This is a genomic window from Massilia sp. 01N410, assembly GCF_056399665.1.
Genome location: NZ_JBFTRV010000005.1, coordinates 32,994 through 55,292, shown reverse-complemented (window position 1 = coordinate 55,292; position 22,299 = coordinate 32,994). Strand labels below are relative to the sequence as shown.

At 67.5% G+C, this 22,299-nt stretch carries 16 protein-coding genes; 11 read left to right on the top strand and 5 right to left on the bottom strand.

The annotated features are described in order from the left end of the window. The first annotated feature begins 75 nt into the window (after positions 1-75). Positions 76-1,626 (top strand): methyl-accepting chemotaxis protein, encoded by a 1,551-nt coding sequence (locus AC1DOP_RS08445; RefSeq protein ID WP_477250755.1) that lies wholly within the window; start codon positions 76-78, stop codon positions 1,624-1,626. A gap of 221 nt (positions 1,627-1,847) precedes the next feature. On the opposite strand, the gene AC1DOP_RS08440 is transcribed toward AC1DOP_RS08445, so the two are convergent. Further along, positions 1,848-2,669 (bottom strand): glycosyltransferase family 2 protein, encoded by an 822-nt coding sequence (locus AC1DOP_RS08440; protein ID WP_441934797.1) that lies wholly within the window; start codon positions 2,667-2,669, stop codon positions 1,848-1,850. A gap of 316 nt (positions 2,670-2,985) precedes the next feature. Here AC1DOP_RS08440 and AC1DOP_RS08435 point away from each other — a divergent pair, with 316 nt between their 5' ends. From AC1DOP_RS08435 to waaF, 3 genes are read left to right on the top strand one after another with little or no spacing between them, the layout of a single operon-like run. After that, positions 2,986-3,966 (top strand): O-antigen ligase family protein, encoded by a 981-nt coding sequence (locus tag AC1DOP_RS08435; protein ID WP_441934798.1) that lies wholly within the window; start codon positions 2,986-2,988, stop codon positions 3,964-3,966. Further along, positions 3,944-5,689 (top strand): lipid A export permease/ATP-binding protein MsbA, encoded by a 1,746-nt coding sequence (gene msbA / locus AC1DOP_RS08430; protein WP_477250754.1) that lies wholly within the window; start codon positions 3,944-3,946, stop codon positions 5,687-5,689. The genes AC1DOP_RS08435 and msbA overlap by 23 nt, the downstream gene beginning before the upstream one ends. After that, the gene (gene waaF, locus AC1DOP_RS08425) at positions 5,686-6,723 is read left to right on the top strand and encodes a lipopolysaccharide heptosyltransferase II (protein WP_441934800.1); all 1,038 of its coding nucleotides are present in this window, start codon (positions 5,686-5,688) and stop codon (positions 6,721-6,723) included. The genes msbA and waaF overlap by 4 nt, the downstream gene beginning before the upstream one ends. A 219-nt stretch (positions 6,724-6,942) precedes the next feature. Here the strand turns inward: waaF and AC1DOP_RS08420 are convergent, their stop codons facing one another. Further along, on the bottom strand, positions 6,943-7,887 hold the full coding sequence (locus AC1DOP_RS08420; protein WP_441934801.1) for a VirK/YbjX family protein: 945 nt from the start codon (positions 7,885-7,887) through the stop codon (positions 6,943-6,945). A 212-nt stretch (positions 7,888-8,099) separates the two neighbouring features. Beyond that, the gene (locus AC1DOP_RS08415) at positions 8,100-10,352 is read right to left on the bottom strand and encodes a family 1 glycosylhydrolase (protein WP_441934802.1); all 2,253 of its coding nucleotides are present in this window, start codon (positions 10,350-10,352) and stop codon (positions 8,100-8,102) included. A gap of 165 nt (positions 10,353-10,517) precedes the next feature. On the opposite strand from AC1DOP_RS08415, the gene AC1DOP_RS08410 reads away from it, so the two are divergent. Next, positions 10,518-10,754 carry a hypothetical protein gene (locus AC1DOP_RS08410; RefSeq protein WP_441934803.1) on the top strand — a complete coding sequence of 79 codons (237 nt, stop codon included), beginning with the start codon at positions 10,518-10,520 and terminating at the stop codon, positions 10,752-10,754. Here AC1DOP_RS08410 and AC1DOP_RS08405 read toward each other — a convergent pair. Both AC1DOP_RS08405 and AC1DOP_RS08400 read right to left on the bottom strand, forming a co-directional pair. Continuing rightward, entirely contained in the window at positions 10,751-12,262 is a 1,512-nt protein-coding gene (locus AC1DOP_RS08405; protein WP_441934804.1) for a class I adenylate-forming enzyme family protein, read from the bottom strand. The genes AC1DOP_RS08410 and AC1DOP_RS08405 overlap by 4 nt on opposite strands. Beyond that, entirely contained in the window at positions 12,259-13,380 is a 1,122-nt protein-coding gene (locus AC1DOP_RS08400) for a substrate-binding domain-containing protein (protein ID WP_441934805.1), read from the bottom strand. The genes AC1DOP_RS08405 and AC1DOP_RS08400 overlap by 4 nt, the downstream gene beginning before the upstream one ends. A gap of 130 nt (positions 13,381-13,510) precedes the next feature. Here AC1DOP_RS08400 and AC1DOP_RS08395 point away from each other — a divergent pair, with 130 nt between their 5' ends. The 6 genes from AC1DOP_RS08395 (at position 13,511) to AC1DOP_RS08370 (ending at position 22,283) form a co-directional block, all read left to right on the top strand. After that, complete coding sequence (locus tag AC1DOP_RS08395; protein ID WP_477250753.1) at positions 13,511-15,205, top strand: OFA family MFS transporter; 1,695 nt, start codon at positions 13,511-13,513, stop codon at positions 15,203-15,205. A gap of 135 nt (positions 15,206-15,340) precedes the next feature. Beyond that, on the top strand, positions 15,341-17,065 hold the full coding sequence (locus AC1DOP_RS08390) for an NAD(P)H-dependent oxidoreductase subunit E (protein ID WP_477250752.1): 1,725 nt from the start codon (positions 15,341-15,343) through the stop codon (positions 17,063-17,065). Beyond that, positions 17,062-19,866: a formate dehydrogenase subunit alpha gene (fdhF, locus tag AC1DOP_RS08385; protein WP_441934808.1), complete on the top strand. Its 2,805-nt coding sequence runs from the start codon at positions 17,062-17,064 to the stop codon at positions 19,864-19,866. The genes AC1DOP_RS08390 and fdhF overlap by 4 nt, the downstream gene beginning before the upstream one ends. Positions 19,867-19,870: 4 nt before the next feature. Further along, positions 19,871-20,740 (top strand): formate dehydrogenase accessory sulfurtransferase FdhD, encoded by an 870-nt coding sequence (locus AC1DOP_RS08380; protein ID WP_477250751.1) that lies wholly within the window; start codon positions 19,871-19,873, stop codon positions 20,738-20,740. A gap of 125 nt (positions 20,741-20,865) precedes the next feature. Next, the gene (locus AC1DOP_RS08375) at positions 20,866-21,567 is read left to right on the top strand and encodes an ABC transporter permease (protein ID WP_441934810.1); all 702 of its coding nucleotides are present in this window, start codon (positions 20,866-20,868) and stop codon (positions 21,565-21,567) included. Between the two features lie 23 nt (positions 21,568-21,590). Further along, positions 21,591-22,283: an energy-coupling factor ABC transporter ATP-binding protein gene (locus tag AC1DOP_RS08370; RefSeq protein WP_477250863.1), complete on the top strand. Its 693-nt coding sequence runs from the start codon at positions 21,591-21,593 to the stop codon at positions 22,281-22,283. The last annotated feature ends 16 nt before the right edge of the window (positions 22,284-22,299 follow it).

Genomic DNA, 22,299 nt, shown 5'->3' with positions numbered 1-22,299 from the left:
TATTTAATTTCTTGTCATCGAGTTTCAGCACGGTTTTGGCGATAGTGTCCCAGGGCAACTTATCGTGTCGTCACCATGAAACTCTCCTTCCGACAGAAACTCTTCCTTCCGCTGCTGCTGAGCCTGCTTTGCCTGTTCGCGGTATTCGTCCTCGACTCCCTGCACAACCGCGAAGTCCGTCTTGACGAGCGCAAGACCCAGCTCGCCGATGCCGGCCAGATGGCGGCGTCGATCGCCAAGGAATACGGCGCGCTGGCGGCCAGCCATGCGCTGACGATCGAGGAAGCGAAGATGCAGGCGCTGGCCCGCATCAAGGCGCTGCGCTACGGCGAGTCCGGCTACCTGGTCGTGTTCGACGGCGAGCAGGTGCTGATGCATCCGATCAAGGCCGAGCTGGTCGGCTCGAAGACCAGCGCCACCCGCGATCCGGAAGGCCGCCAGGTCTTCCTGGACGCCATCGCCACCGCCAACGCGTCGAAGGACGGCGGCGGCTTCACCAGCTACCTGTGGGCCAAGCCGGGTGCGCAGAAGCCGGTGCCGAAGCTGACCTACACCCTGGCCTATCGACCCTGGGGCTGGAACATCATGACCGGCCTGTACATCGACGACCTCGACCAGGCCTTCTACCGGAATCTGGGCGAATCGGCGATCTGGCTGACGCTCATCGGCGCGGCCTTGGGCGTGGTGGTCGTGCTCCTGACCCGCAAGATCGAAGCCTCGCTGGGCGGCGATCCGGGCTATGCGGTCGAGGTGGCGCGGCGCATCGCCGGCGGCGACCTCGGCACGGAAGTGATCGTGCGCGAAGGCGACCGCGACAGCCTGATGGCGGCCATGAAAGCCATGCGCGACGCCCTCGCCGGCATCGTGACCCAGGTGCGCAGCGGCACCGACCTGATCGCGACGGCCTCGAGCCAGATCGCCAGCGGCAACCTGGACCTGTCGAGCCGCACCGAGGAGCAGGCCAGCTCGCTGGAAGAGACAGCGGCCTCGATGGAGGAGCTGACCAGCACCGTCAAACAGAGCGCCGAGAACGCGCGCCAGGCCAGCCAGCTGGCCGAATCGGCCGCCGGTGTGGCCGACCGCGGCGGCGAGGTGGTGGCGCGCGTGGTCGACACCATGGAAGCGATCAAGGCGTCGTCCAACAAGATCGTCGACATCATCGGCGTCATCGACGGCATCGCTTTCCAGACCAATATCCTGGCGCTGAACGCGGCGGTCGAGGCGGCGCGCGCGGGCGAGCAGGGCAGGGGCTTCGCGGTGGTGGCGGGCGAGGTGCGCAATCTGGCCCAGCGCTCGGCCCAGGCGGCCAAGGAGATCAAGGAACTGATCGGCGACTCGGTCGAGAAGGTCGGCGACGGCGCGACGCTGGTGCTGGATGCCGGCGCCACGATGCAGGAGATCGTCGCCAGCGTGAACCGCGTCAGCAGCATGATCGGCGCGATCAGCAGCGCCACCCGGGAGCAGGGCACGGGCATCGAGCACATCAACCAGGCGATTGCCCAGATGGACCAGGTGACCCAGCAGAATGCCTCGCTGGTGGAGGAAGCGGCGGCGGCGTCGGAAGCGATGCAGGAGCAGGCGGCGAAGCTGGCGCGGACGGTCAGTGTGTTCCGGGTGGCTGCCTAAAAACCTCGAAAGTTGCCGTCGTCCGTGCAAACTACCGTCGTCCCCGCGAAGGCGGGATAGTGCCCCCGGCACTATCCCCCCAAGTTTGCATGCGTTTCGACAGCTCAAGCAGAACTTGGATCCCCGCCTGCGCGGGGACGACGGGTGAACGCGGGGACGACGGGTGAATGCGTGGACGACGGGTGAATGCGGGAACGACGGGTGAATGCGGGAACGACGGCTCAAGCGTGTTCGCGTAATCCGACGGTCGCCTGCGTCACCTTGGCCGCCGCCCGCTCCAGCACCACCTTCCGGTTGCTGGACTCCTGATCCCGCTGCGCCTCGCGGTGCCACAGGTGGAATACTTCGGTGGCAAACGCCCCATCCTTCCGTTTCACGCCGGCGTGAAACAGGCGCACCACGAGATCCGAATCCTCGTGGCCCCATCCCGTAAAACTCTCGTCGAAGCCGTTCACGCGTTCCAGGTCGCTGCGCCAGACCGCCAGGTTGCAGCTCTTGATGCGCCGCCAGGAGAAGCTGTTGCGCACGCGCCCCAGGTCGGGCCAGCGCAGGCCCAGCTGCAGCGTCTTGTTCAGGTCGCCGCGCAGGCGCCAGGCCATGCGGGTGGCGAGGCCGGTGTCCGGAATCTCGATGCCTTCGTTCAATACCCGCCGCGTCAGGCGCTCGCTCATCAGGATGCGGCTGCCGGAGACCAGGCAGCCCGGTTCCGACAGGGCCCGGTGGCGCGCGATGAAGTCGCGCTGCGGGATGCAGTCGCCGTCCAGGAAAATGATGTATTCACCCTGCGCGGCCAGGGTGCCGCGGTTGCGCGCCATCGCCGCGCGGAAGCCCTCGTCGGGCTGCCAGACGTGGTGAACCGGCATCGGCGCGTCCGCCGCGAGTTGTTGCACAAGGTTACGCGTGTTGGCAGTCGAGCCATCATCAGCGATAATGATTTCGAAATTCTTGTCGTTCTGCATGAAACATGCCCGCACCACCGCGGCCAGCGCATCCGGCCGGTTGTAGGTGGTGATCACGACCGAGATTGTCTGTGCGTGCCGCATATGGTCCGATGTACACTGCTGTATTCAGGGGCAAGAGTATCCCACAAGAACATCAATGAACAGTAATTCGACGAATCCAAGGGATCCAGTGCAGCTCTGGACCGGCTCCCTTGCCTTCCTGTTTCCGTTTCTAAGCCTCGTCACCCTGTTCGGCGTCAGTCTTGGTAGTTTCCTGTTCCTGATCACCGCTTTGATCTCGTTCAAGCCGTGCCGTGACGCGCTGGCGCGCCATTGGCCGCAGGTGCGCTGGGTCGTGCTAGCCTTTCTGCTGCACTTCTTGTTCGTGCTGGGCTGTGCCTTGGTGCGCGGAGCAAATATGAACACGGTGGAAAAGCCGGCGCGCATGTTCTTTGCGGTGAGTGCGCTGGCGGCAGTACTGGCGCTGCGGCCGCCGCGCCGCATGCTGTGGTGGGGCGTGATCGCCGGCGCGATGGCGGCCTTGCCCTTCGTGGCCTGGCAGCGGCTGGTGCTGGGAATCGACCGCCCGGGCGGCCTGATCAATGCGATCACCTTCGGCGACCTGGCGCTGCTGCTGGCGCTGCTGTCGGTGACGGCCGCGATCGACTTGCGCGACGAGCCGCGGCAGTCCAGGCTGGCGGCCTTCGGCGCGCTGGCCGGGCTGGCGTCCTCGCTGCTGACCGGCAGCCGCGGCGGCTGGCTGGCGCTGGCGCTGGCGGCGCTGCTGTTCCTGCGCCATGCGCGGATGCTGGGCGGCGCCCGGGTGCGCGCCCTGCTGGCAGTCGGCGCGGCGGTGGTGCTGGTGTCCTGGTTCGTGCCGGCCAGCGGCATGCAGGCGCGCTTCGACGAAGGCGTGAGCGACGTCCGCACCTGGGTCGACGGCGGCAACGTCTTTACCCGGGTCGGTACCCGGCTCGAGCTGTGGAAGGGCGCTTCCATGCTGATCGCCGAGCATCCGCTGCTGGGGATGGATTTCCAGGCCTGCCGCGCGCGCCTGGCCGAATATGCCCACGAAGGCAGGCTCGACCCGGTGGTATTGTCGCTGCCGCACCTGCATAATGACGGATTGCAGGAATTGGCGACCGGCGGCGTGGTCGGCTTCGCGCTGTGGCTGGCGACGATGGCGGCGCCGCTGCTGTTCTTCGCGGGTCAGCTGCGCGGCGCGCCCGGCGGTCCGCAGGCGGCGGTCGCGCTGGCCGGCGTATTGGTTGTGACCAGCTACGTGAGCTTCGGCCTGACCGAAGTGATCTTCTGGTCGGTGAAAGGCAGCCTGTTTTACGCGCTCATGGTGTTCCTGCTCATGGGCTTCTGCCTGAATGCGAAAGAAAAAATTGGATAACAGTGTCATCATCAAGCGCCTCTGGGCGATCCTGAAACCCTATCGCGGGCGCGCCTTCCTGGCGCTGCTGGCGATGGCGCTGACGGCCGCCACCCAACCGCTGGTCGCCAAGGCGCTGCAGCTGCTGATGGACGAAGGCTTCCGCGAAACGCCCGGCTTCTCGCTGTGGTGGATTCCCGGCGTGCTGGTGTCGCTGTTCGTCCTGCGCGGCGTCGGCACCTTCGCCACCGCCTACTACAACAACTGGGTGCTGAGCCGGATGACCAACGACCTGCGCGCGATGGCCTTCGAGCGCCTGCTGCGCCTGCCGGCGGCGCGCTTCCAGCAGGAGTCCACCGGCAAGATCATCAACACCGTGGTGGCCGACGTGCGCCAGGTCGTGGACATGATCCAGTCGGTGTTCGTCGCCTTCGTGCGCGACACGCTGGTGGTGATCGGCCTGCTGGGCTATCTGCTGCACCTGAACTGGAAGCTGACCCTGGTGGCGATCGTGGTGGTGCCGCTGACCGCGGTGATCGTGCGCACCACCAGCAAGCGCCTGCGTCACCTGAACCGGGAGAACCAGCGCGTCACCGCCGAGATGACCCAGGTGGTCGAGGAAGCCGCGCGCGGCTACCAGGTGATTCGCGTGTTCTCCGGCGAGCGCTACGAGAACCGGCGCTTCCATCAGCGCAGCGAAGCCCTGCGCGGCTTCTCGCAGCGCATGACGGTCGCCTTTGCCGCCACCACGCCGGTGACCCAGATCGCGACCTCGCTGGCGCTGTCGCTGGTGGTGATGCTGGCCCTGCGCGCCGGCATGACCCAGGGCGAATTCACCGCTTTCGTCACCTCGATGCTGATGCTGCTGACGCCGCTGAAGGCGCTGGCCGAAGTGAACGGCCCCATGCAGCGCGGGATTGCGGCCGCCGAGACCGTGTTCCAGCTGATCGACGAGCCGGTCGAGCACGATCCGGGCACGCGCTCGCTCGGCCGCGCACAAGGCCGGGTGCGCTTCGAGCGCGTTTCCTTCCGCTACCCGAACGTCCAGGCGCGGGCGCTGGACGAAGTGTCGCTCGACGTCGAGCCGGGCCAGACCGTGGCCCTGGTCGGGATGTCGGGCGGCGGCAAGTCCACCTTCGTCAATCTGGTCGCGCGGTTCTACGAGCCGGAGAGCGGCCGCATCCTGCTGGACGGCGTGCCCTACCAGGACATCCGGATGCCCAGCCTGCGTTCCCAGCTGGCCCTGGTGGGCCAGAACGTGGTGCTGTTCGACGACACACTGAAGGCCAACATCGCCTACGGCGCCGAGCAGGTCGACTATGCGCGGCTGGCGGCGGCGATCAAGGCGGCCCACCTCGACGACGTGGTGGCGCGCCTGCCGAACGGCGTCGAGACCATGATCGGCGAGAACGGCATGCGCCTGTCCGGCGGCCAGCGCCAGCGCGTGGCGATCGCGCGCGCCATCTACAAGGATGCGCCGATCCTGATCCTCGACGAGGCGACGTCGGCGCTCGACAACGAATCCGAACGCGCCGTGCAGGCCGCGCTCGATACCTTGATGGCTGGCCGCACCACCTTCGTGGTCGCGCACCGCCTGTCGACCATCGAGCGCGCCGACCTGATCGTGGTGATGGAGCAGGGCCGCATCGTCGAACAGGGCACCCACGACGAGCTGCTGGCGCTGGGCCGCGCCTACGCCAACCTGTACCGGCTGCAGTTCACGACCCCGGCGGAAGCGACATGAACGGCCAGGAGCGCACCCTCGTCATCTCGCCGAACTGGATCGGCGACGCCGTGATGGCCCAGCCCCTGCTGCGCCTGCTCAAGCAGGCCCACCCGGAGCGCGCCATCGACGTGCTGGCGCCGCCGCAGGTGGTGCCGGTGTGGCGCCGCATCCAGGAAGCCGACCAGATCATGGAGACGCCGTTCCGGCACCGCGCCCTGCAGCTGGGCGAGCGCCTGAAGACGGCGCGGCAGCTGCGCAAGCGCGGCTACCGCGACGCCTATGTGCTGCCGAACACCCTGAAATATGCCTTGATCCCCTGGCTCGCGCGGATTCCGCAACGGGTCGGCTACAAGGGAGAGATGCGCTACGGGATGGTCAACGTGATGCACCACGACGACAGCCCGCCGCGCTCGATGGTGCCGTTCTACGCGGCGCTGGCGCGCGAGCCCGAGCTGCCGCTGCCGGGCCAGCTGGCGCGGCCCTCGCTGATCGTGGCCGGCGAAGAAACCGAGACCGTCGCCCGGCGCCTCGGCATCGACCTGCAGCGCCCGCTGGTGGCCTTCGCCCCGGGCGCGGAGTTCGGCATCGCCAAGCGCTGGCCGCCGGCCCACTACGGCGAGCTGGCGGCGCGCGTGGCGGACACGGTGCCGGGCGTGCAGGTGGCGCTGCTCGGATCGCCGAACGACCAGGAAGCCTGCGACCAGGTCCTGGCCAGGGCCGGCGCCGCATCCAGCCTCATCCTCAACCTGGCCGGCCAGACCTCGCTGGACGACGCCATCGCCCTGCTGGCGCAGGCGCGCGCGGTGGTCTCCAACGACTCGGGCCTGCTGCACATCGCCTCGGCCCTGAACCGCCCGGTGGTGGCGCTGTACGGCTCGACCGATCCGGACTACGCGCCGCCGCTGTCGGAAATCGCACGCACCGTCTCCCTGCGCCTGGAATGCTCGCCCTGCCGCAAGCGCGAATGCCCGCTGGGGCATCACGACTGCATGAACAAGATGAGCGTGGATCGCGTCTGGAACGAACTGGCCCCCATCCTGACCCGCACCTGAAAAATTCGGGGTCAGAGCACTTTTTAAAAATTCGGGGTCAGAGCACTTTTTTTGGCAAAAGCCCTCGGGCAATCGCCAAGGACTACCTTTGCAGACCGCAGCGTCGGCATCGCCCGGAAGGGAGCGCCTTCGGGCCCTCGGCCGGACCAAAAGGTTTATCTGGGGCCATTGCTCAAAAAAGTGCTCTGACCCCGAATTTGATGACCCCGAATTTGATGGTCAGCTGCGGGCGCGCAGGTTGAGGCAGACGCCTTCGGCGAGGCCGCACAGCAGTTCGTGGCGCTTTCTTGCTTCCGAGCGCTTCTTCGACGGGATGTTTTCCAGGTCCGGCGCCGCTATCGGGGCGCACTCCAGTTCGTAGTCGCCGCTGGCGTTCCTGACGGCGCCCATCTCTTCCCACAGCAGGTCGTAATCCGCCAGCACGCGGCCGAGGCGGATCGCCGTGTAGATCACACGGTTGCGGTTCGAGACCAGGTGCAGGCGCTCGCAGCCGTATTCGAAGCCGAGCTGGCGCACCAGGCTCACCATCAACTGCTTGGGGCGGAGGCCGTGCAGGTCACGGGTGGCCAGGCGGATCGCTTCGCGGGCGTCGTCAAGCTTGCCGCCCTGGACGCAGCCGATGCTGATGGCCGGACGGCCGGCGCGCGGAGCGATCGTGAAGGCCACCGTGTAGATCACCTTGCCGTCCTGGGCCAGTTGCATGACCAGTTCGCCTTCGCGGTCGAACATGTTCACCGTGCGCAGCTGGATCTCGTAGGGCAGGCCGCTCTTGCCTTCGGCAGCCGCCAGCACCACCGGCCCGATGCTGGCGCGCGCCACCGTCTGGCCGAGGCCGAGGCGGAAGATAAACTGGTAGTGGGCCTGGATCGCCGCCAGCCTTTCCCCGGCCGTCAGGGCCTGGCTGTTATACGGGCGGTAGACCTTGTACAGGAAGCGCGGGCAGTTGCGCACGTATTCCGAGAAGGCCGGATGGGAATTCAGCAGGTGCAGCCAGGCCGGGGTCTGCAGCGGATGCAGCAGGGCGCGCACGCGGATCTTGATCCGCTCGCGCAGCAGCGGCAGGCGCGACAGGTGGGAAGGAACCGCCGAGTCCAGGGTGACGGACGGCGTGGCGGCGGCGATGAGCCGTTCGGCCCAGCCCCGTTCTTCACGATAAAGCTTCATTCCGGGCTCCCTGCGCTGGCAAGAGGAAAAGAGATCGATAAGACAAGGCAGGCGGACATGGCTGTGAACACGGAATCGCGTAACGTAACGCTATGTAACACAGTGTAACTAAAGAAGTCCCGATGGTAAATACAATGCTATTCGTCAAGCATATAAACAGCAACAGCCGCCCAAAATTGGCGCGGCTGTTGCTTTTTGATCAAACGAACTGATCAGCTGGCGTAATGCGCCGACTCTTCCTGGCCGAAGCTTTCCCCGCCCAGTTCACGCTCGCGCAGATAGCGTCCCAGGGCGTCGCCGAAGGAGGGCAGGATCAGGCCGCGCTCGCTGGTCAGCGCGCTGTGGAGGGGACGCGGCGCCGTCATTCCGAGCTCGGCAGCCGTACGCACCTCGAGGCCGGCCGGATCGATGCCGGCGGCGGCGCAGGCACGCTGGGCCAGCTCGGCCCAGCTCATGGCCTCGCCGTTGCTCAGGTGCCAGATGCCGGACTCCTTGTCGATCAGCAGGTCGAGGCAGGCATTCACCAGGTCCGGCACATAGGTCGGCGACACCGTCATGTCGCCGGCCGCCGCGAAAGGCCGGCCGGCGGACAGGGCCGCCAGCGCCTGGGTCACGAAGTTGTGCTCGTCCCATGGACCGAAGAAGGCGCTGGTGCGCACCACCAGTGCCTGCGGGTCGGAATCCAGCACACGGCGCTCGGCCTCGGCCTTGCTGCGGCCATAGGCGTTCAGCGGCGCCACCCGGTCGGATTCGACATAAGGGCGGCCCAGGCTGCCGTCGAACACCAGGTCGCTGGAGAAGGTCAGGAAGCGCACCGCGTGGCGGATCGCCGCCAGCGCCAGCACGGTGGGACCGTGGGCGTTCTCGCGCATGCAGCGCTCGAGCTCCCGCTCGGCATCGTCGACCCGCACATAGCCGCTGGCATTGACGATCGCCCAGGGCTTGTAGCGCACGATCGCCGCTTCCACCGAGGCCGGGTCGGCGATGTCCATCTCCTGGCGGCTCAGCACGTGGCAGGCCAGGTTGCGCCGCTCGCAGATGCGGGCGAAGGCGCGGCCCAGGGTGCCGGTGGCGCCGGTGATCAGGATCGGCTGCGGGAAGGTCGAGCGGAAGGCGCCGCGGTCGTTGATGTCGGCGACCGCTTCGCGGGTCGCCACCGGCTTGGCCCAGAGGCGTCCCGGACGGCGCCACCAGCCCTGGCCCTGCAGCACCGGATGCGACAGCGGACGGCCGGTGGACAGCTCGCGCATCAGGTGCGCCACCGCGGTCTGGCGCGGCTGCGGGCCGCGCACGTCGTAGGGACCGGGCTCGTAGTAGCCGCGGCATTCGGTCACCAGGCAGTTCCAGTCGAAGGAGCCGAGCAGGGCCCAGACGGTGACGGCGCGGATGTCGGCGCCGTTCTGCTGCACTTTCTTGGCGGCGTTCCAGATCTCGACCAGCCAGCGCAGCTGGTCTTCGCGGTTGGCGTCGATATGGGCCTCGGTGATCGCGATCGGCAGACCGTAGCGCTCCCAGATCTCCTGCAGCAGCGGCCCGATGCCCGGGGTCGGCGTGGCCAGCACGCGCGGGCACTCGATGTCCACATGCGGGACGCCACGGTACTGGGTATGGCGGCTGTCCGGATAGCGATCGAGGCGATGGTCGAGCCAGCGCTCGCTGGTGATGTAATAGTTGACGCCCATGATGTCGGGCGGGCAGGGGTTCTCCCTGAACCACAGCAGTTCCTCGGCGCTTGCCTCGGATTCCAGCAGGTAGTCCCACAGGGCGTGGTTCTCGTCGATCCGGCCGCACAGCATGTCCCAGCCGAGCCAGCGGCGCTCGTTGAAAAAATTCGTGAACTCCGCCATTTCGGACGTGCCGTAGGTGCGCGACAGGTCGTCGGTCTGCACCAGTTTCGCGTCCGGATTGACCTTCCGGATCTCGCGCATCGCCAGCACGGTCGCGCGGCACTGATTGATGAGGGCGCGGACGAAGGTCGCTTCGCTGCTGCCGTGCGGGTACCAGACCCCGTTCAGGCCGGAGAAGCGGGCGGTGGTGCAGATCTCGTTGACCGGGGTGTAGTACTCGATCCAGGGGTAGCGCCGCGCCACCGCGCCGGCGTATTCCGACAGCTTCTCGGGGAAGTCGCTCGATACCAGGCTGGTGTGGCGCGGGCCGCTGCCGTGGTGGACCAGGCCGACGATGGGCGTGACGCCCAGTTGCTGCAGTACGGGCAGGCGTTCGTCCGGCCATGACCAGTCTGCGCTGTCGATGCCGTCGGGCGCGGTGCGCTCCCACAGGACTGGGTAGCGGATCGCGCGGATGCCGAGCGAGGCAAAGCGCTCCAGGTCCTGCAGGCGGGCTGCATGGCCGTTGCGTTCCATCTGGGAGAAGTAATTGTCGCGTACGCGGTTGACGGTGCATTCGAGGCCGCCCCAGAGCTGGAGCGGCGATGTTGCGGGCTGGATATGGTTGTTCAGATTCATGAGTCTTCCTGCGGTTTTGAACCAAGGTCTAAGCCTAGTCGGCGGACCCATCTTCTTTTGTGGTCCACCGAACATATAGACTCGATTTAGGACAAGTCCTACGTATAGGAGGCGAGGGAAAGATGAGAAAATGCCGCGAAATCGACGAGGAAAGAGGAGAGATGGATGTATATGGTGTATTGGACCACCATCGAGGACGAGAGCGGCGTGCCGCATGCACAGCCCTTCGATACGAGTGACATGATCGCCGCCATGAAGTTCATGGAAGAGCTGCGCGCACGCCAGCGCGCGGGCGAGGCGGTGCGCTTCATCACCATGTGCTCGGAGCACCCGGACGTGGTCGGGCATCCGGGCGTGGACGTGACCGGACCCGATTACGACTGGAAGAAACGGCGCCGTTAAGCCTGCAATTTGAGCCGGTGCTTGAGCACCTTGCCGCTCGGCGCCGCCGGCAGGCTGTCCATGAAGACGATGCGCGCGGGGCGCTTGTAGGGGGCGAGGCGGGCGCCGGCCCAGTCCAGCAGCTCGTCCGCCGCCAGGGCCGTGCCGGCCGCCGGCTGGACGAAGGCCACGACTTCCTCGTTGCCACTCTCCAGTGCGCGCCCGATCACCGCCGACTGCGTCACCGCCGGGTGCGCGTTCAGCACCGTCTCCACCTCCAGCGGATAGACCTTGAAACCGGAACGGATGATCAGCTCCTTGCTGCGTCCGTCGATGAAGAGGGCGCCGTCCGGACCCTGACGCGCCAGGTCGCCGGTGTCGAGCCAGCCGTCCGCGTCCAGCACGGCGGCGGTGCCCGCCGGATCGCGGTAGTAGCCCAGCATCACGTTGGGACCGCGCACGAACAGCTTGCCGTCGGTCCCGTCGACCCGCAGCTCGACGCCCGGGATCGCATGGCCGACCGAGGTGTCGGCGCGTGGCGCATCCAGGCGGGTCTGGCTGACCGTGGGCGCTGCCTCGGTCAGGCCGTAGCCGTTATGCAGCGGCACGCCGAGCAGACGCTCCACGTCGCGCTTGAGCGTGGGGTCGAGCGGCGAGCCGCCGGCGTAGGCGAAGCGCAGCCGCGAGGCCAGCGGCGCCGGGGAGCCCTGCGGCCCGCCTCCTTCGGCGGCGCACAGCTCCAGCAGGCGCGCATACATGGCCGGCACGCCCTGCACGATAGTCAGTTCGCCGCCGCGGATCGCCTCCAGCATGGCCTGCGGCGTGAAGCGCGGCGCGAGCTGCAGGCAGGCGCCCGCGTAGAGTGTCCCCAGCAGCACCGAGCTGAGGCCATAGACGTGCGAGACCGGCAGCACGCCGTACGCCAGGTCGCCCGGTGCCAGGCCGCGCAGGCGGCTCGAGACGGCCGCCACGAACAGCAGGTTGCGATGGCTGAGCATCACACCCTTGGGATTACCGGTGGTACCGGTGGTGTAGACCAGGGCGGCCGGCGATCCGGCGGCCGGCACCGGCTCGGCGCTGTCCGCATGCACGCTGGCCACCAGCCCGCCGTGCGCATGGGCACCCGCGCCGGCGCTTGCCGCATGGGCGGCCGCATCGGCAGAGACGGCGGCCGTGTACAGCACCACGCGCGCCCCGCAATGGCTGCGGATCGTCTCCAGCTCAGGCGCCGTCAGGCGCGCGTTCACATTGACGAAGCAGGCGTCCAGGCTGGCGATCGCGAACAGCGCCGCGACCTGGGCCACGCAGTTCTCGCTGACCAGCATCACCCGCTCGCCGGCCTGCACACCCAGGTCGCGCAGCCAGGCGGCGCAGGCGTCGATGCCGTTTTCCAGCTCGCGATAGCCGAGCGTGCGGCCGTCTTCGCGCAGGGCCGGCGCGTCCGGCGCCGTCCGCGCATGCCGGCGCACGATGGCGTCGATGCGCGCAGGGAGGGCGGTAAGCAGGGCTTCCACGTCGATGTGCGTCATGTTGCCGCTCCCGCTTCGGACGGGGCCCGGCGCGATGCGCCCGCGGCGCCGAAGGCTTCCGCTAGCGATTCGATGCTGCCGGTACGGTTGGCGTCGTAGCCGGGCAGGGCGTCGACCAGGCGGTGATAGCCGGGCTGGCGCAGGATCGCCAGCAGCTGGGCCATCAGGCTGTCCTGGAGGGCGTCCAGGTGGACGGCGAAGAAGTAGCGTTCGCGTACCAGCGGGATGAAGCCGAGCTTGAACTGCTCGGCCGCGGTGCGCATGCCGACGCCGACGTCGGCCATGCCGCTGGCGATGTAGGCAGCCACCGCCGAGTGGGTGAACTCGGCGCTGTTCCAGCCGTTGATCGCTTCACGGTCGATGCCCTCGCGGTCGAGCATCATGTCGAGCAGCATGCGGGTACCGGAGCCGGCCTGGCGGTTCACGAAGCGCAGGCCAGGGCGCACCAGGTCGCCCAGGCCGGCGATGCCGAGCGGATTGCCGGGCGCGACCAGCAGGCCCTGCTGGCGTTCGCACAGGTGGACCAGGCAGTGCCGCTCCGGATCCAGCCAGCGCAGGTAGCGGCGCGCCGTCGCTTCTTCGAATTCGCCCTCCGGGACGTGGAAGCCGGCCAGGTCGCACTCGCGCCGCGCCAGCGCGGCCACCGCATCCAGGCTGGTGCGGTAGCGCAGCTCGACCGGCAGTTCGAGCTTGTCTAGGTAGCCGGTGAGGGAGGCCACCGCGAAGCCGTGGCTGGCATCGATGCGCACCGAGTGCATGCCGATGCCGCGCATGCGCAGCTTGCCCAGTTCGGTCTCGAGTTCGGATGCCAGGCTGTCCAGCGTCGGCGACAGGCGCGCGGCGATGCGGCGGTCGGCCCACACCAGCTTTTGCGCGAGCAGGGTCAGGCGGGTGCCGCGTCCGCGCCCGGTTTCGAGCAGGGGCTCGCCGAACAGCTCCTCGGCTTCGCGCAGCACACCCCAGGCATAGCGGTAGGACAGGCCGGCCGCCTTGGCCGCCGCCGCGATCGACCCCTGGTCCTGGATCGCCAGCAGCAGCGCCAGCAGGGTTGCCGTGTCGAGCGGCGCGTCATTGTTGAAACTGATTTCCCAGTGCGGGCGGATGTGGACCTTGAGCATGGTTTATATGCTAAATAAAGCCTATTTCTGACAGAAAGAGGCCATGATACGCTTGGCATTGCAGTAAAAGTAAGCCAGAAGTATATGCTTTTTAAAACATATTAGTTCGAATAAAAAATACGGAGGAGACATGGCATTACTGGATAAGCTGGACAAGGAGCACACCATCGCCAGACCCGGCTTCAACCGCTGGCTGGTGCCGCCGGCGGCCTTGGCGATTCACCTGTGCATCGGCATGGCGTATGGGTTCTCGGTGTTCTGGCTGCCGCTGTCGAAGGCCATCGGCATCAAGGAATCGCTGGCCTGCCCGGCCGACATGAGCTTTTTCGCCGAGATCACGTCCACCACCTGCGACTGGAAGATCTCGATGCTGGGCTGGATGTTCTCCTTGTTCTTCCTGTTCCTGGGCCTGTCCACCGCGCTGTTCGGCGGCTGGCTCGAACACGCGGGTCCGCGCAAGGCCGGCGTCGTCTCGGCGCTGTGCTGGTGCGGCGGCCTGGTGATCTCGGCGCTGGGCATCTACAAGCACCAGATCTGGCTGATGTGGCTGGGTTCGGGTGTCATCGGCGGCATCGGCCTCGGTCTCGGCTATATCTCGCCGGTTTCCACCCTGATCAAATGGTTCCCCGACCGCCGCGGCATGGCGACCGGCATGGCCATCATGGGCTTCGGCGGCGGCGCCATGATCGGCGCACCGCTGGCCGACAAGCTGATGAAGCACTTCGCCACCCCGACCTCGGTGGGCGTGTGGGAAACCTTCCTGGCCCTGGCCGCGATCTATTTCGTGTTCATGATGGTGGGCGCGCTGTCCTACCGCGTGCCGGCCAACGGCTGGAAGCCGGAAGGCTGGACCGCCCCCGCCAAGAGCGGCAAGACCCTGATCACCAACCGCCACGTGCACGTGAAGCGCGCCTGGAGCACCCCGCAGTTCTGGCTGGTGTGGCTGGTGCTGTTCCTGAACGTCTCGGCCGGCATCGGCATCCTGGCGATGGCGTCGCCGCTGCTGCAGGAAGTGTTCGGCGGCCGCCTGATCGGCGTGACCGCCGCCTTCAACGAACTGGACACCGCGCAGAAGGCGCAGATCGCGACCATCGCTGCCGGCTTCACCGGCCTGCTGTCGCTGTTTAACATCGGCGGCCGCTTCGCCTGGGCCACCTGCTCCGACTACATCGGCCGCAAGATGACCTACTTCGTGTTCCTGGTGCTGGGCTTCGTGCTGTACTCGGCGATCCCGAGCTTCGCGCACGGCGGCCACCTGGCCCTGTTCGTGCTGTCCTTCTGCATCATCCTGTCGATGTACGGCGGCGGCTTCTCGACCGTGCCGGCCTACCTGGCCGACCTGTTCGGCACCCAGATGGTGGGCGCGATCCACGGCGGCCTGCTGACCGCCTGGGCCGCCGCCGGCCTGCTGGGCCCGAACCTGGTCAACTACATCCGCGAATACCAGATCGCGCACGGCGTCGCCAAGGCCCAGGCCTACGACACCGCGATGTACGCGATGGCCGCTTTACTCGTGCTGGGCTTCGTCTGCAACCTGCTGGTGCGCCCGGTGGCCGACAAGTACTTCATGAGCGACGCCGAACTGGCGGAAGAGAAGCGCCGCGCCCATGAGCGCGACGTCGCCGCCTCGGCCGGCAGCCGTGCCGCCGCTGCCGCCGGCAGCGACAGCGTGGTCGCCGGCGTGTCCGGCGCCGCCGCCATGACTGCGGCACCGGTCGCCGCGGGCGGCGCGCTGGTGACGCTGCTGGCCTGGGCCGCGGTCGGCATTCCGCTGGCGATCGGCATGTGGATCACGCTGCAGAAGGCGATCGTTCTCTTCAAGTAGGGTGGGCGGTCCTCCGCCCACGCGTGACGCCTGCCTTACGTTGACCGTCACGCGTGGGCACGGAGTGCCCACCCCACGACACCGGACCTTGGCAAATCGATCGAAATACGTAACACGCATTACAGGAATACCGCCATGAACCATCCCGTCATCCCCATCGCCGTGCAGGGCGCCAGCCGCCAGCGCAAGCGCGAGGCGCCCAAGGGCCGGCGTGCCGACCCCCAGGCCCTGCGCGAGGTGCAGGACCTGCTGGGCGACAGCCCGCGCCGGCGCGATCTGCTGATCGAATACCTGCACCGGATCCAGGACGCGTTCGGCTGCGTGGCAGCCAGGCACCTGGCGGCGCTGGCCCAGGAGCTGAAACTGGCGCAATCGGAGGTTTACGAAGTCGCCAGCTTCTATCACCACTTCGACGTGCTGCGCGACGGGGAGGAAGCGCCGGCCCCGATCACCGTGCGCGTCTGCGCCGGCCTGTCCTGCGAGATGGCGGGTGCCCAGGCACTGCTCGACAAGCTGCCGGCCATCCTCGGCACCGAGGTGAGGGTGCTGGCGGCGCCTTGCGTCGGCCGCTGCGAGCAGGCGCCGGCGGCCCTGGTCGGCCAGCATCCGGTGCCGCGCGCGAGCGTGGAAACCCTGCTGGCCAAGGTGGCGACGAAGGAAACCACCGATATCCACCAGAACCACGACGGCCTGGCGGCCTACCGCGGCAAGGGCGGTTATGCGCTGCTGCGCGACTGCGTCGAAGGCCGCCGCGAGGTCGAGAGCGTGATCACTGCGCTGGAAGCCTCCGGCCTGCGCGGCTTGGGCGGCGCAGGCTTCCCGGCCGGCCGCAAGTGGCGCATCGTGCGCGCCGAAGCGGGTCCGCGCCTCATGGCAATCAACATCGACGAAGGCGAACCCGGCACCTTCAAGGACCGCGTCTACCTCGAGCGCGACCCGCACCGCTTCCTGGAAGGCGCCCTGATCGCCGCCTGGGCGGTCGGCATCGAGACCATCTATATCTACCTGCGCGACGAATACCACGGCCTGCGCGCCATGCTGGAAGCCGAGCTGGCGCTGTTACGCGCCGAGCCCTTCATGGACGGCATGCCGGAGATCGTCCTGCGCCGCGGCGCCGGCGCCTACATCTGCGGCGAGGAGTCGGCCATGATCGAGTCGATCGAAGGCAAGCGCGGCATGCCCCGCCTGCGTCCGCCCTACGTGGCCCAGGTCGGCCTGTTCGGCCGTCCAACCCTGGAACACAATGTCGAAACCCTGCACTGGGTGCGCGACATCGTCGAGCAGGGCCCGGAACACTTCGCCAGCCACGGCCGCCATGGGCGCAAGGGACTGCGCTCGTTCTCGGTCTCGGGCCGGGTGCGCGACCCGGGCGTCAAGCTGGCCCCGGCCGGCATCACGATCACCGAGCTGATCGAGGAATACTGCGGCGGCATGCAGGACGGCCACCAGTTCTACGCCTACCTGCCGGGCGGCGCCTCGGGCGGCATCCTGCCGGCCTCGATGGGCGACATCCCGCTCGACTTCGACACCTTGCAAGCCTACGGCTGCTTCATCGGTTCGGCCGCCGTGGTGGTGCTCTCAACCCAGGACACGGCCAAGGCCGCGGCCCTGAACACGCTGCGCTTCTTCAAGGACGAATCCTGCGGCCAGTGCACGCCCTGCCGCGCCGGCACCGCCAAGGCCGTGGCCCTGATGGAGCAGGCGCAGTGGGATACCGGGCTGCTGGGCGAACTGTCCCAGGTGATGCGCGACGCATCGATTTGCGGCCTGGGCCAGGCCGCGCCGAATCCCTTCGATTGCGTGATCAAGTACTTCCCGCATGAACTCAGTTTGAACGCAAGCCAGCAGGTGCAACCATGAACGCGAGCCTCCAGACAGTCACCTTCACGATCAACGGCAGGGAAGTGCAGGCGCTGCGCCACGAAACCCTGATCGAAGTCGCCGACCGCGAAGGCATCGAAATCCCGCGCCTCTGCTATGCCGAAGGACTGGAAGCGGTCGGCAACTGCCGCTCCTGCATGGTCGAGATCGACGGCGAGCGCGTGCTGGCGCCGTCCTGCTGCCGCGCGCCAATCCAGGGCATGAAGGTCACCACCGACAGCGAGCGCGCCGTCAAGGCGCAGAAGATGGTGCTGGAGCTGCTGGCCTCGGACATGCCCGAGAAGGAGTACACCCGCCATAACGAAGTCGACGTATGGGCGGCGAAGCTCGGCGTCGGCAAGCCGCGCTTCCCGGCCACGCGCAGCGAACCGCAGCAGGACGCCACGCACGCCGCGATCACCGTCAACCTCGACGCCTGCATCCAGTGCACGCGCTGCCTGCGCGCCTGCCGCGACGAACAGGTCAACGACGTGATCGGCCTGGCCTTCCGCGGCGAAAACGCAAAAATCGTGTTCGACCAGGATGACCCGATGGGGAATTCCACCTGCGTGGCCTGCGGCGAATGCGTGCAGGCCTGCCCGACCGGCGCCCTGAGCCCGGCGCGCGATGCGGCGCTCTCCATCCCCGATAAAAAAGTCGATTCGGTCTGTCCGTATTGCGGCGTCGGCTGCCAGCTGACCTACAACGTCAAGGACAACAAGATCCTCTACGTGGAGGGCCGCGACGGCCCCGCCAACCATGGCCGCCTGTGCGTGAAGGGCCGCTACGGATTCGACTACGCCCACCATCCGCATCGCCTCACGAAACCGCTGATCCGCCGCGCGGGCGTGCCCAAGACTGGCGACTTCACGATGGACCCGAGCACCGTCATGGAGGTGTTCCGCGAAGCGAGCTGGGAAGAGGCGCTCGAACTGGCCGGCGGCACGCTGGCGCGCATCCGCGACACCCATGGCAAGCGCGCGCTGGCCGGCTTCGGCTCGGCCAAGGGCAGCAACGAAGAAGCCTACCTGTTCCAGAAACTGGTGCGCACCGGCTTCGGCAGCAACAACGTCGACCACTGCACCCGCCTGTGCCACGCGTCCTCGGTGGCCGCGCTGCTGGAGGGGATCGGCTCGGGCGCGGTCTCGAACCCGGTGATGGACGTGACCCGCGCCGAGGTCGTGGTCGTGATCGGCGCGAATCCGACCGTGAACCACCCGGTGGCCGCCACCTGGATGAAGAACGCGGTCCGCACCGGCACCAAGCTGATCGTGATGGATCCGCGCCGCTCCGAACTGGGGCGCCATGCCCACCGCTACCTGCAGTTCAAGCCGGACACCGACGTCGCGCTGCTGAACGCGATGATGCACGTGATCGTCACCGAAGGCCTGGTCGACAAGGGCTTCATCGAAAGCCGCACCATCGGCTACGACGAGCTGGCGAAGAACGTCGAAGGCTATAGCCCGGAAACGATGGCGCCGATCTGCGGCATCGATGCCGACACCATCCGCTACGTGGCGCGCCTGTACGCGACCTCGAAGGGCTCGATGATCCTGTGGGGCATGGGCGTCTCGCAGCACGTGCACGGCACCGACAACGCGCGCTGCCTGATCGCGCTGGCCCTGATGACCGGCCAGATCGGCCGTCCCGGCACCGGCCTGCATCCGCTGCGCGGCCAGAACAATGTGCAGGGCGCTTCCGACGCCGGCCTGATCCCGATGATGTACCCGGACTACCAGCGCGTCGACAACCCGCAGGCCAAGGCCCGCTTCGAAGCCGCCTGGGGCGCCCAGCTGGACGACAAGCCCGGCCTGACCGTGGTCGAGATCATGGACGACATCCTTGCCGGCGGCATCAAGGGCATGTACATCATGGGCGAGAACCCGGCCATGTCCGACCCGGACGCGAATCACGCGCGCGAGGCGCTGGCCGCGCTCGACTGCCTGGTGGTGCAGGACATCTTCCTGACCGAGACCGCCTACCTGGCCGACGTGATCCTGCCGGCGTCAAGCTTCGCCGAGAAGGCCGGCACCTTCACGAACACCGACCGCGTGGTCCAGCTGGGCCGCCAGGCGATTCAAGCGCCGGGCGATGCCAGGCAGGACCTGTGGATCATCCAGCAGATGGCCAAGCAGCTAGGCCTGCGGTGGAACTACGGCCACGTGTCCGAGGTGTTCGACGAGATGCGCAGGCTGATGCCCAGCATCGGCGGCATCACCTGGGACAGGCTGGAACGCGAAGGCGCCGTCACCTACCCCTGCACGGCGGAGGGCGACCCCGGCCAGCCGGTGGTCTTCGTCGAAGACTTCCCGCGCGGGCTTGGCGAGGAGAAGGGCAGGGCGCGCTTCGTCCCGGCCGACATCATCCCGGCCAACGAGCGTCCGGACGCCGAGTACCCGATGGTCCTGATCACCGGCCGCCAGCTCGAGCACTGGCATACCGGCAGCATGACCCGGCGCGCCGGCGTGCTGGATGCGATCGAGCCCGATCCGGTGGCCCTGGTGCATCCGCTCGACCTGGAGGCGATGGGAGGCAAGCCGGGCGAAGTCATCACCATCACCTCGCGCCGCGGTGAAGTCAGCCTGTATGCGCGCGCCGACGACAGTTCGCCGCGCGGCGCCATCTTCGTGCCGTTCTGCTACTACGAGGCGGCGATCAACCGGCTCACCAACTCGGCGCTCGACCCCTTCGGCAAGATCCCCGAGTTCAAGTACTGCGCGATCCAGGTGCGCCTTGGTGGGGAGGTGGGACGCCAGGGTTCCTATGGTGGCGGCCAGATTCTGGCTGCCGTGGCAGAATAGCAAGATGAACGAGCATCGCTATCGACCTCTGCTGTCCCAGGCAAGCGCCAGCCTCACCCACGAGGTGACGGCCATCGACGAGCGTGGACGCCGTTCCGTCCTGCACATCCCGGCCGAGCGCCCGCTGACCATCTACGTCGACAAGCGCGAACTCGTGACCCTGATGACCCTGGGCGGCGCGCCGGAAGCGCTGACCCTGGGCTATCTGCGCAACCAGCGCCTGATACGTTCGCTGGACGAGGTGGTATCGATCCAGGTCGACTGGTCGGTGGACGCGGTGGCGGTGGTGACCCGCAAGGGCATTACCGGCGTCGAGGAGCGCACCGCGAAAAAGGTCGTCACCACCGGCTGCGGCCAGGGTTCCATATTTGGCGGGCTGATGGATGAGGTTGATTCCATCAGTCTTCCTGATGAGGCGCGCCTGACCCAGTCGGTCGTCTACCGCATCGTCGAGACCATCCGCACCCAGCAGTCGGTCTACAAGCAGGCCGGTTCGGTGCACGGCTGCGCGCTGTTCTCGAACACGGGCGAGCTGCTGTATTTCGTCGAGGACGTGGGCCGCCACAACGCAGTCGACGCCATCGCCGGGCTGATGTGGCTGGACGGCGTCGAGGGCGGGGACAAGGTCTTCTACACCACCGGCCGCCTGACCTCGGAAATGGTGATCAAGGGCGCCCAGATGGGCATCCCCTTCCTGCTGTCGCGCTCCGGCACCACCCAGATGGGGCATATGGTGGCGGAGAAGGTCGGCATGTCGCTGCTGGCGCGCTGCAGCGGCCGGCATTTCCTGCTGCTGACGGGGGCGGAGCGGCTGGTGTTCGAACCGGATTTCCTCGACGCGCTGGAGGCGGAGCGTCAGCGGCACTATGCATAAGCACTACGTCGTTCCCGCGACAATTCCCCACGTCGCCCCCGCGCAGGCGGGGGGCCAAGTTTGCCAACGCGATCGTGACGCCCGCAGAACTTGGGTCCCCGCCTGCGCGGGGACGACGATGTAACGTGCTCGACGCGACCCTGCGCGCCTTCACGCTGCTGTTCACGGGCGACCCCGACCTGTGGCGCATCATCTGGGTCTCGCTGAAGACCAGCGTGTTCGGGCTGCTGCTGGCGACGCCGCCGGCGGTGCTGCTGGGTTACCTGATCGGCCTGCACCGCTTTCCGGGGCGCCGCATCGCGATCTGGCTGGCGCAGGCGGCGTTGTCGCTGCCTACCGTGCTGATCGGATTGCTGCTGTATCTGCTGCTGTCGCGCCACGGGCCGATGGGGTCTCTGCAATGGCTGTTCTCGCAGCCGGGCATCGTCGCCGGCCAGTTCGTGGTGGCCTTGCCGGTGCTGCTGGCCTTCACCCTGGCCGCGGTGCAGGCCATCGATCCGCGCTATGCCGAGACCGCGATCTCCCTGGGCGCCTCGCGCCTGCAGGTGATGCTGCGGGTGCTGCACGAGGCCCGCTTCGGCGTGATGGCGGCGGTGCTGTCCGGCTTCGGGCGGGTGATCTCGGAAGTCGGCTGCGCGCTGATGGTGGGCGGGAATATCGAGGGCGAGACGCGGACCATCACCACCGCCATCGCCCTGGAAACCAGCAAGGGCGAGTTCGCGCAGGGGATCGCGCTGGGCATCGTGCTGGTATCGATTGCGCTGCTGATGAACGGCGCGCTGATGCTGCTGCAGGGCGATGCCCATGCGGCGAAGGACAGGGCATGATCCAGCCGATTTCGCTGCAGGGCATGGTCAGGGGTACCGCGGTGCGCAGCGGCGGCGAGCGGCGCCGCGCCCTGCTGGGCGTGAAGGGCCTGCGCAAGCGCTACGGCGAGCGCCTGCTGTACGACATCGGCTGCATGGAGGTCGCGACCCACAGCGCCTACGTGCTCACCGGGATCAACGGCGCCGGCAAGAGCACCCTGCTGCGCGTGCTGGGCGGCCTGGAACGCGCCGAGGTCGACAGCATGCGCTTCGAGGGCCAGGAAGTGAACCCGCATCCCTACCCGAAGGCGATGCGCGAAGCCATCGTCTACGTGCACCAGCATCCGGTGATGTTCTCGACCAGCGTCGCCCACAACATCGGCTACGGCCTGCACGTGCGCGGCCTGCCGAAGGCCCAGGCGGCCGCCAGGGTCGAGGAGGCGATGGCCTGGGCCGGCGTCGCCCACCTGCGCGACGCCGATCCGGCCAGGCTCTCGGGCGGCGAGCGGCAGCGCGTGGCGCTGGCGCGCGCCCGGGTGCTGTCGCCGAAACTGCTGCTGCTCGACGAACCGACCGCCAACCTGGACGGCCAGGCGCGCGAGCAGGTGATCGAATTGATCCCCACCGTGGTCGAAGCAGGAGGCAGCGTCATCATCGCCTGCCACGACCGCGACCTGATTGGCCTGCCCGGCGTGCATCGCCTCAAGCTGCGCGACGGGAAGCTCGAAGTTCGTTGACAACAAGGAGAACACC

Coding starts and splice junctions, on each gene's coding strand:
- AC1DOP_RS08445 (WP_477250755.1), top strand. CDS start 76: ATGAAACTCTCCTTCCGACAGAAACTCTTCCTTCCGCTGCTGCTGAGC.
- AC1DOP_RS08440 (WP_441934797.1), bottom strand. CDS start 2,669: ATGCGGCACGCACAGACAATCTCGGTCGTGATCACCACCTACAACCGG.
- AC1DOP_RS08435 (WP_441934798.1), top strand. CDS start 2,986: ATGAACACGGTGGAAAAGCCGGCGCGCATGTTCTTTGCGGTGAGTGCG.
- msbA (WP_477250754.1), top strand. CDS start 3,944: ATGCGAAAGAAAAAATTGGATAACAGTGTCATCATCAAGCGCCTCTGG.
- waaF (WP_441934800.1), top strand. CDS start 5,686: ATGAACGGCCAGGAGCGCACCCTCGTCATCTCGCCGAACTGGATCGGC.
- AC1DOP_RS08420 (WP_441934801.1), bottom strand. CDS start 7,887: ATGAAGCTTTATCGTGAAGAACGGGGCTGGGCCGAACGGCTCATCGCC.
- AC1DOP_RS08415 (WP_441934802.1), bottom strand. CDS start 10,352: ATGAATCTGAACAACCATATCCAGCCCGCAACATCGCCGCTCCAGCTC.
- AC1DOP_RS08410 (WP_441934803.1), top strand. CDS start 10,518: ATGTATATGGTGTATTGGACCACCATCGAGGACGAGAGCGGCGTGCCG.
- AC1DOP_RS08405 (WP_441934804.1), bottom strand. CDS start 12,262: ATGACGCACATCGACGTGGAAGCCCTGCTTACCGCCCTCCCTGCGCGC.
- AC1DOP_RS08400 (WP_441934805.1), bottom strand. CDS start 13,380: ATGCTCAAGGTCCACATCCGCCCGCACTGGGAAATCAGTTTCAACAAT.
- AC1DOP_RS08395 (WP_477250753.1), top strand. CDS start 13,511: ATGGCATTACTGGATAAGCTGGACAAGGAGCACACCATCGCCAGACCC.
- AC1DOP_RS08390 (WP_477250752.1), top strand. CDS start 15,341: ATGAACCATCCCGTCATCCCCATCGCCGTGCAGGGCGCCAGCCGCCAG.
- fdhF (WP_441934808.1), top strand. CDS start 17,062: ATGAACGCGAGCCTCCAGACAGTCACCTTCACGATCAACGGCAGGGAA.
- AC1DOP_RS08380 (WP_477250751.1), top strand. CDS start 19,871: ATGAACGAGCATCGCTATCGACCTCTGCTGTCCCAGGCAAGCGCCAGC.
- AC1DOP_RS08370 (WP_477250863.1), top strand. CDS start 21,591: ATGGTCAGGGGTACCGCGGTGCGCAGCGGCGGCGAGCGGCGCCGCGCC.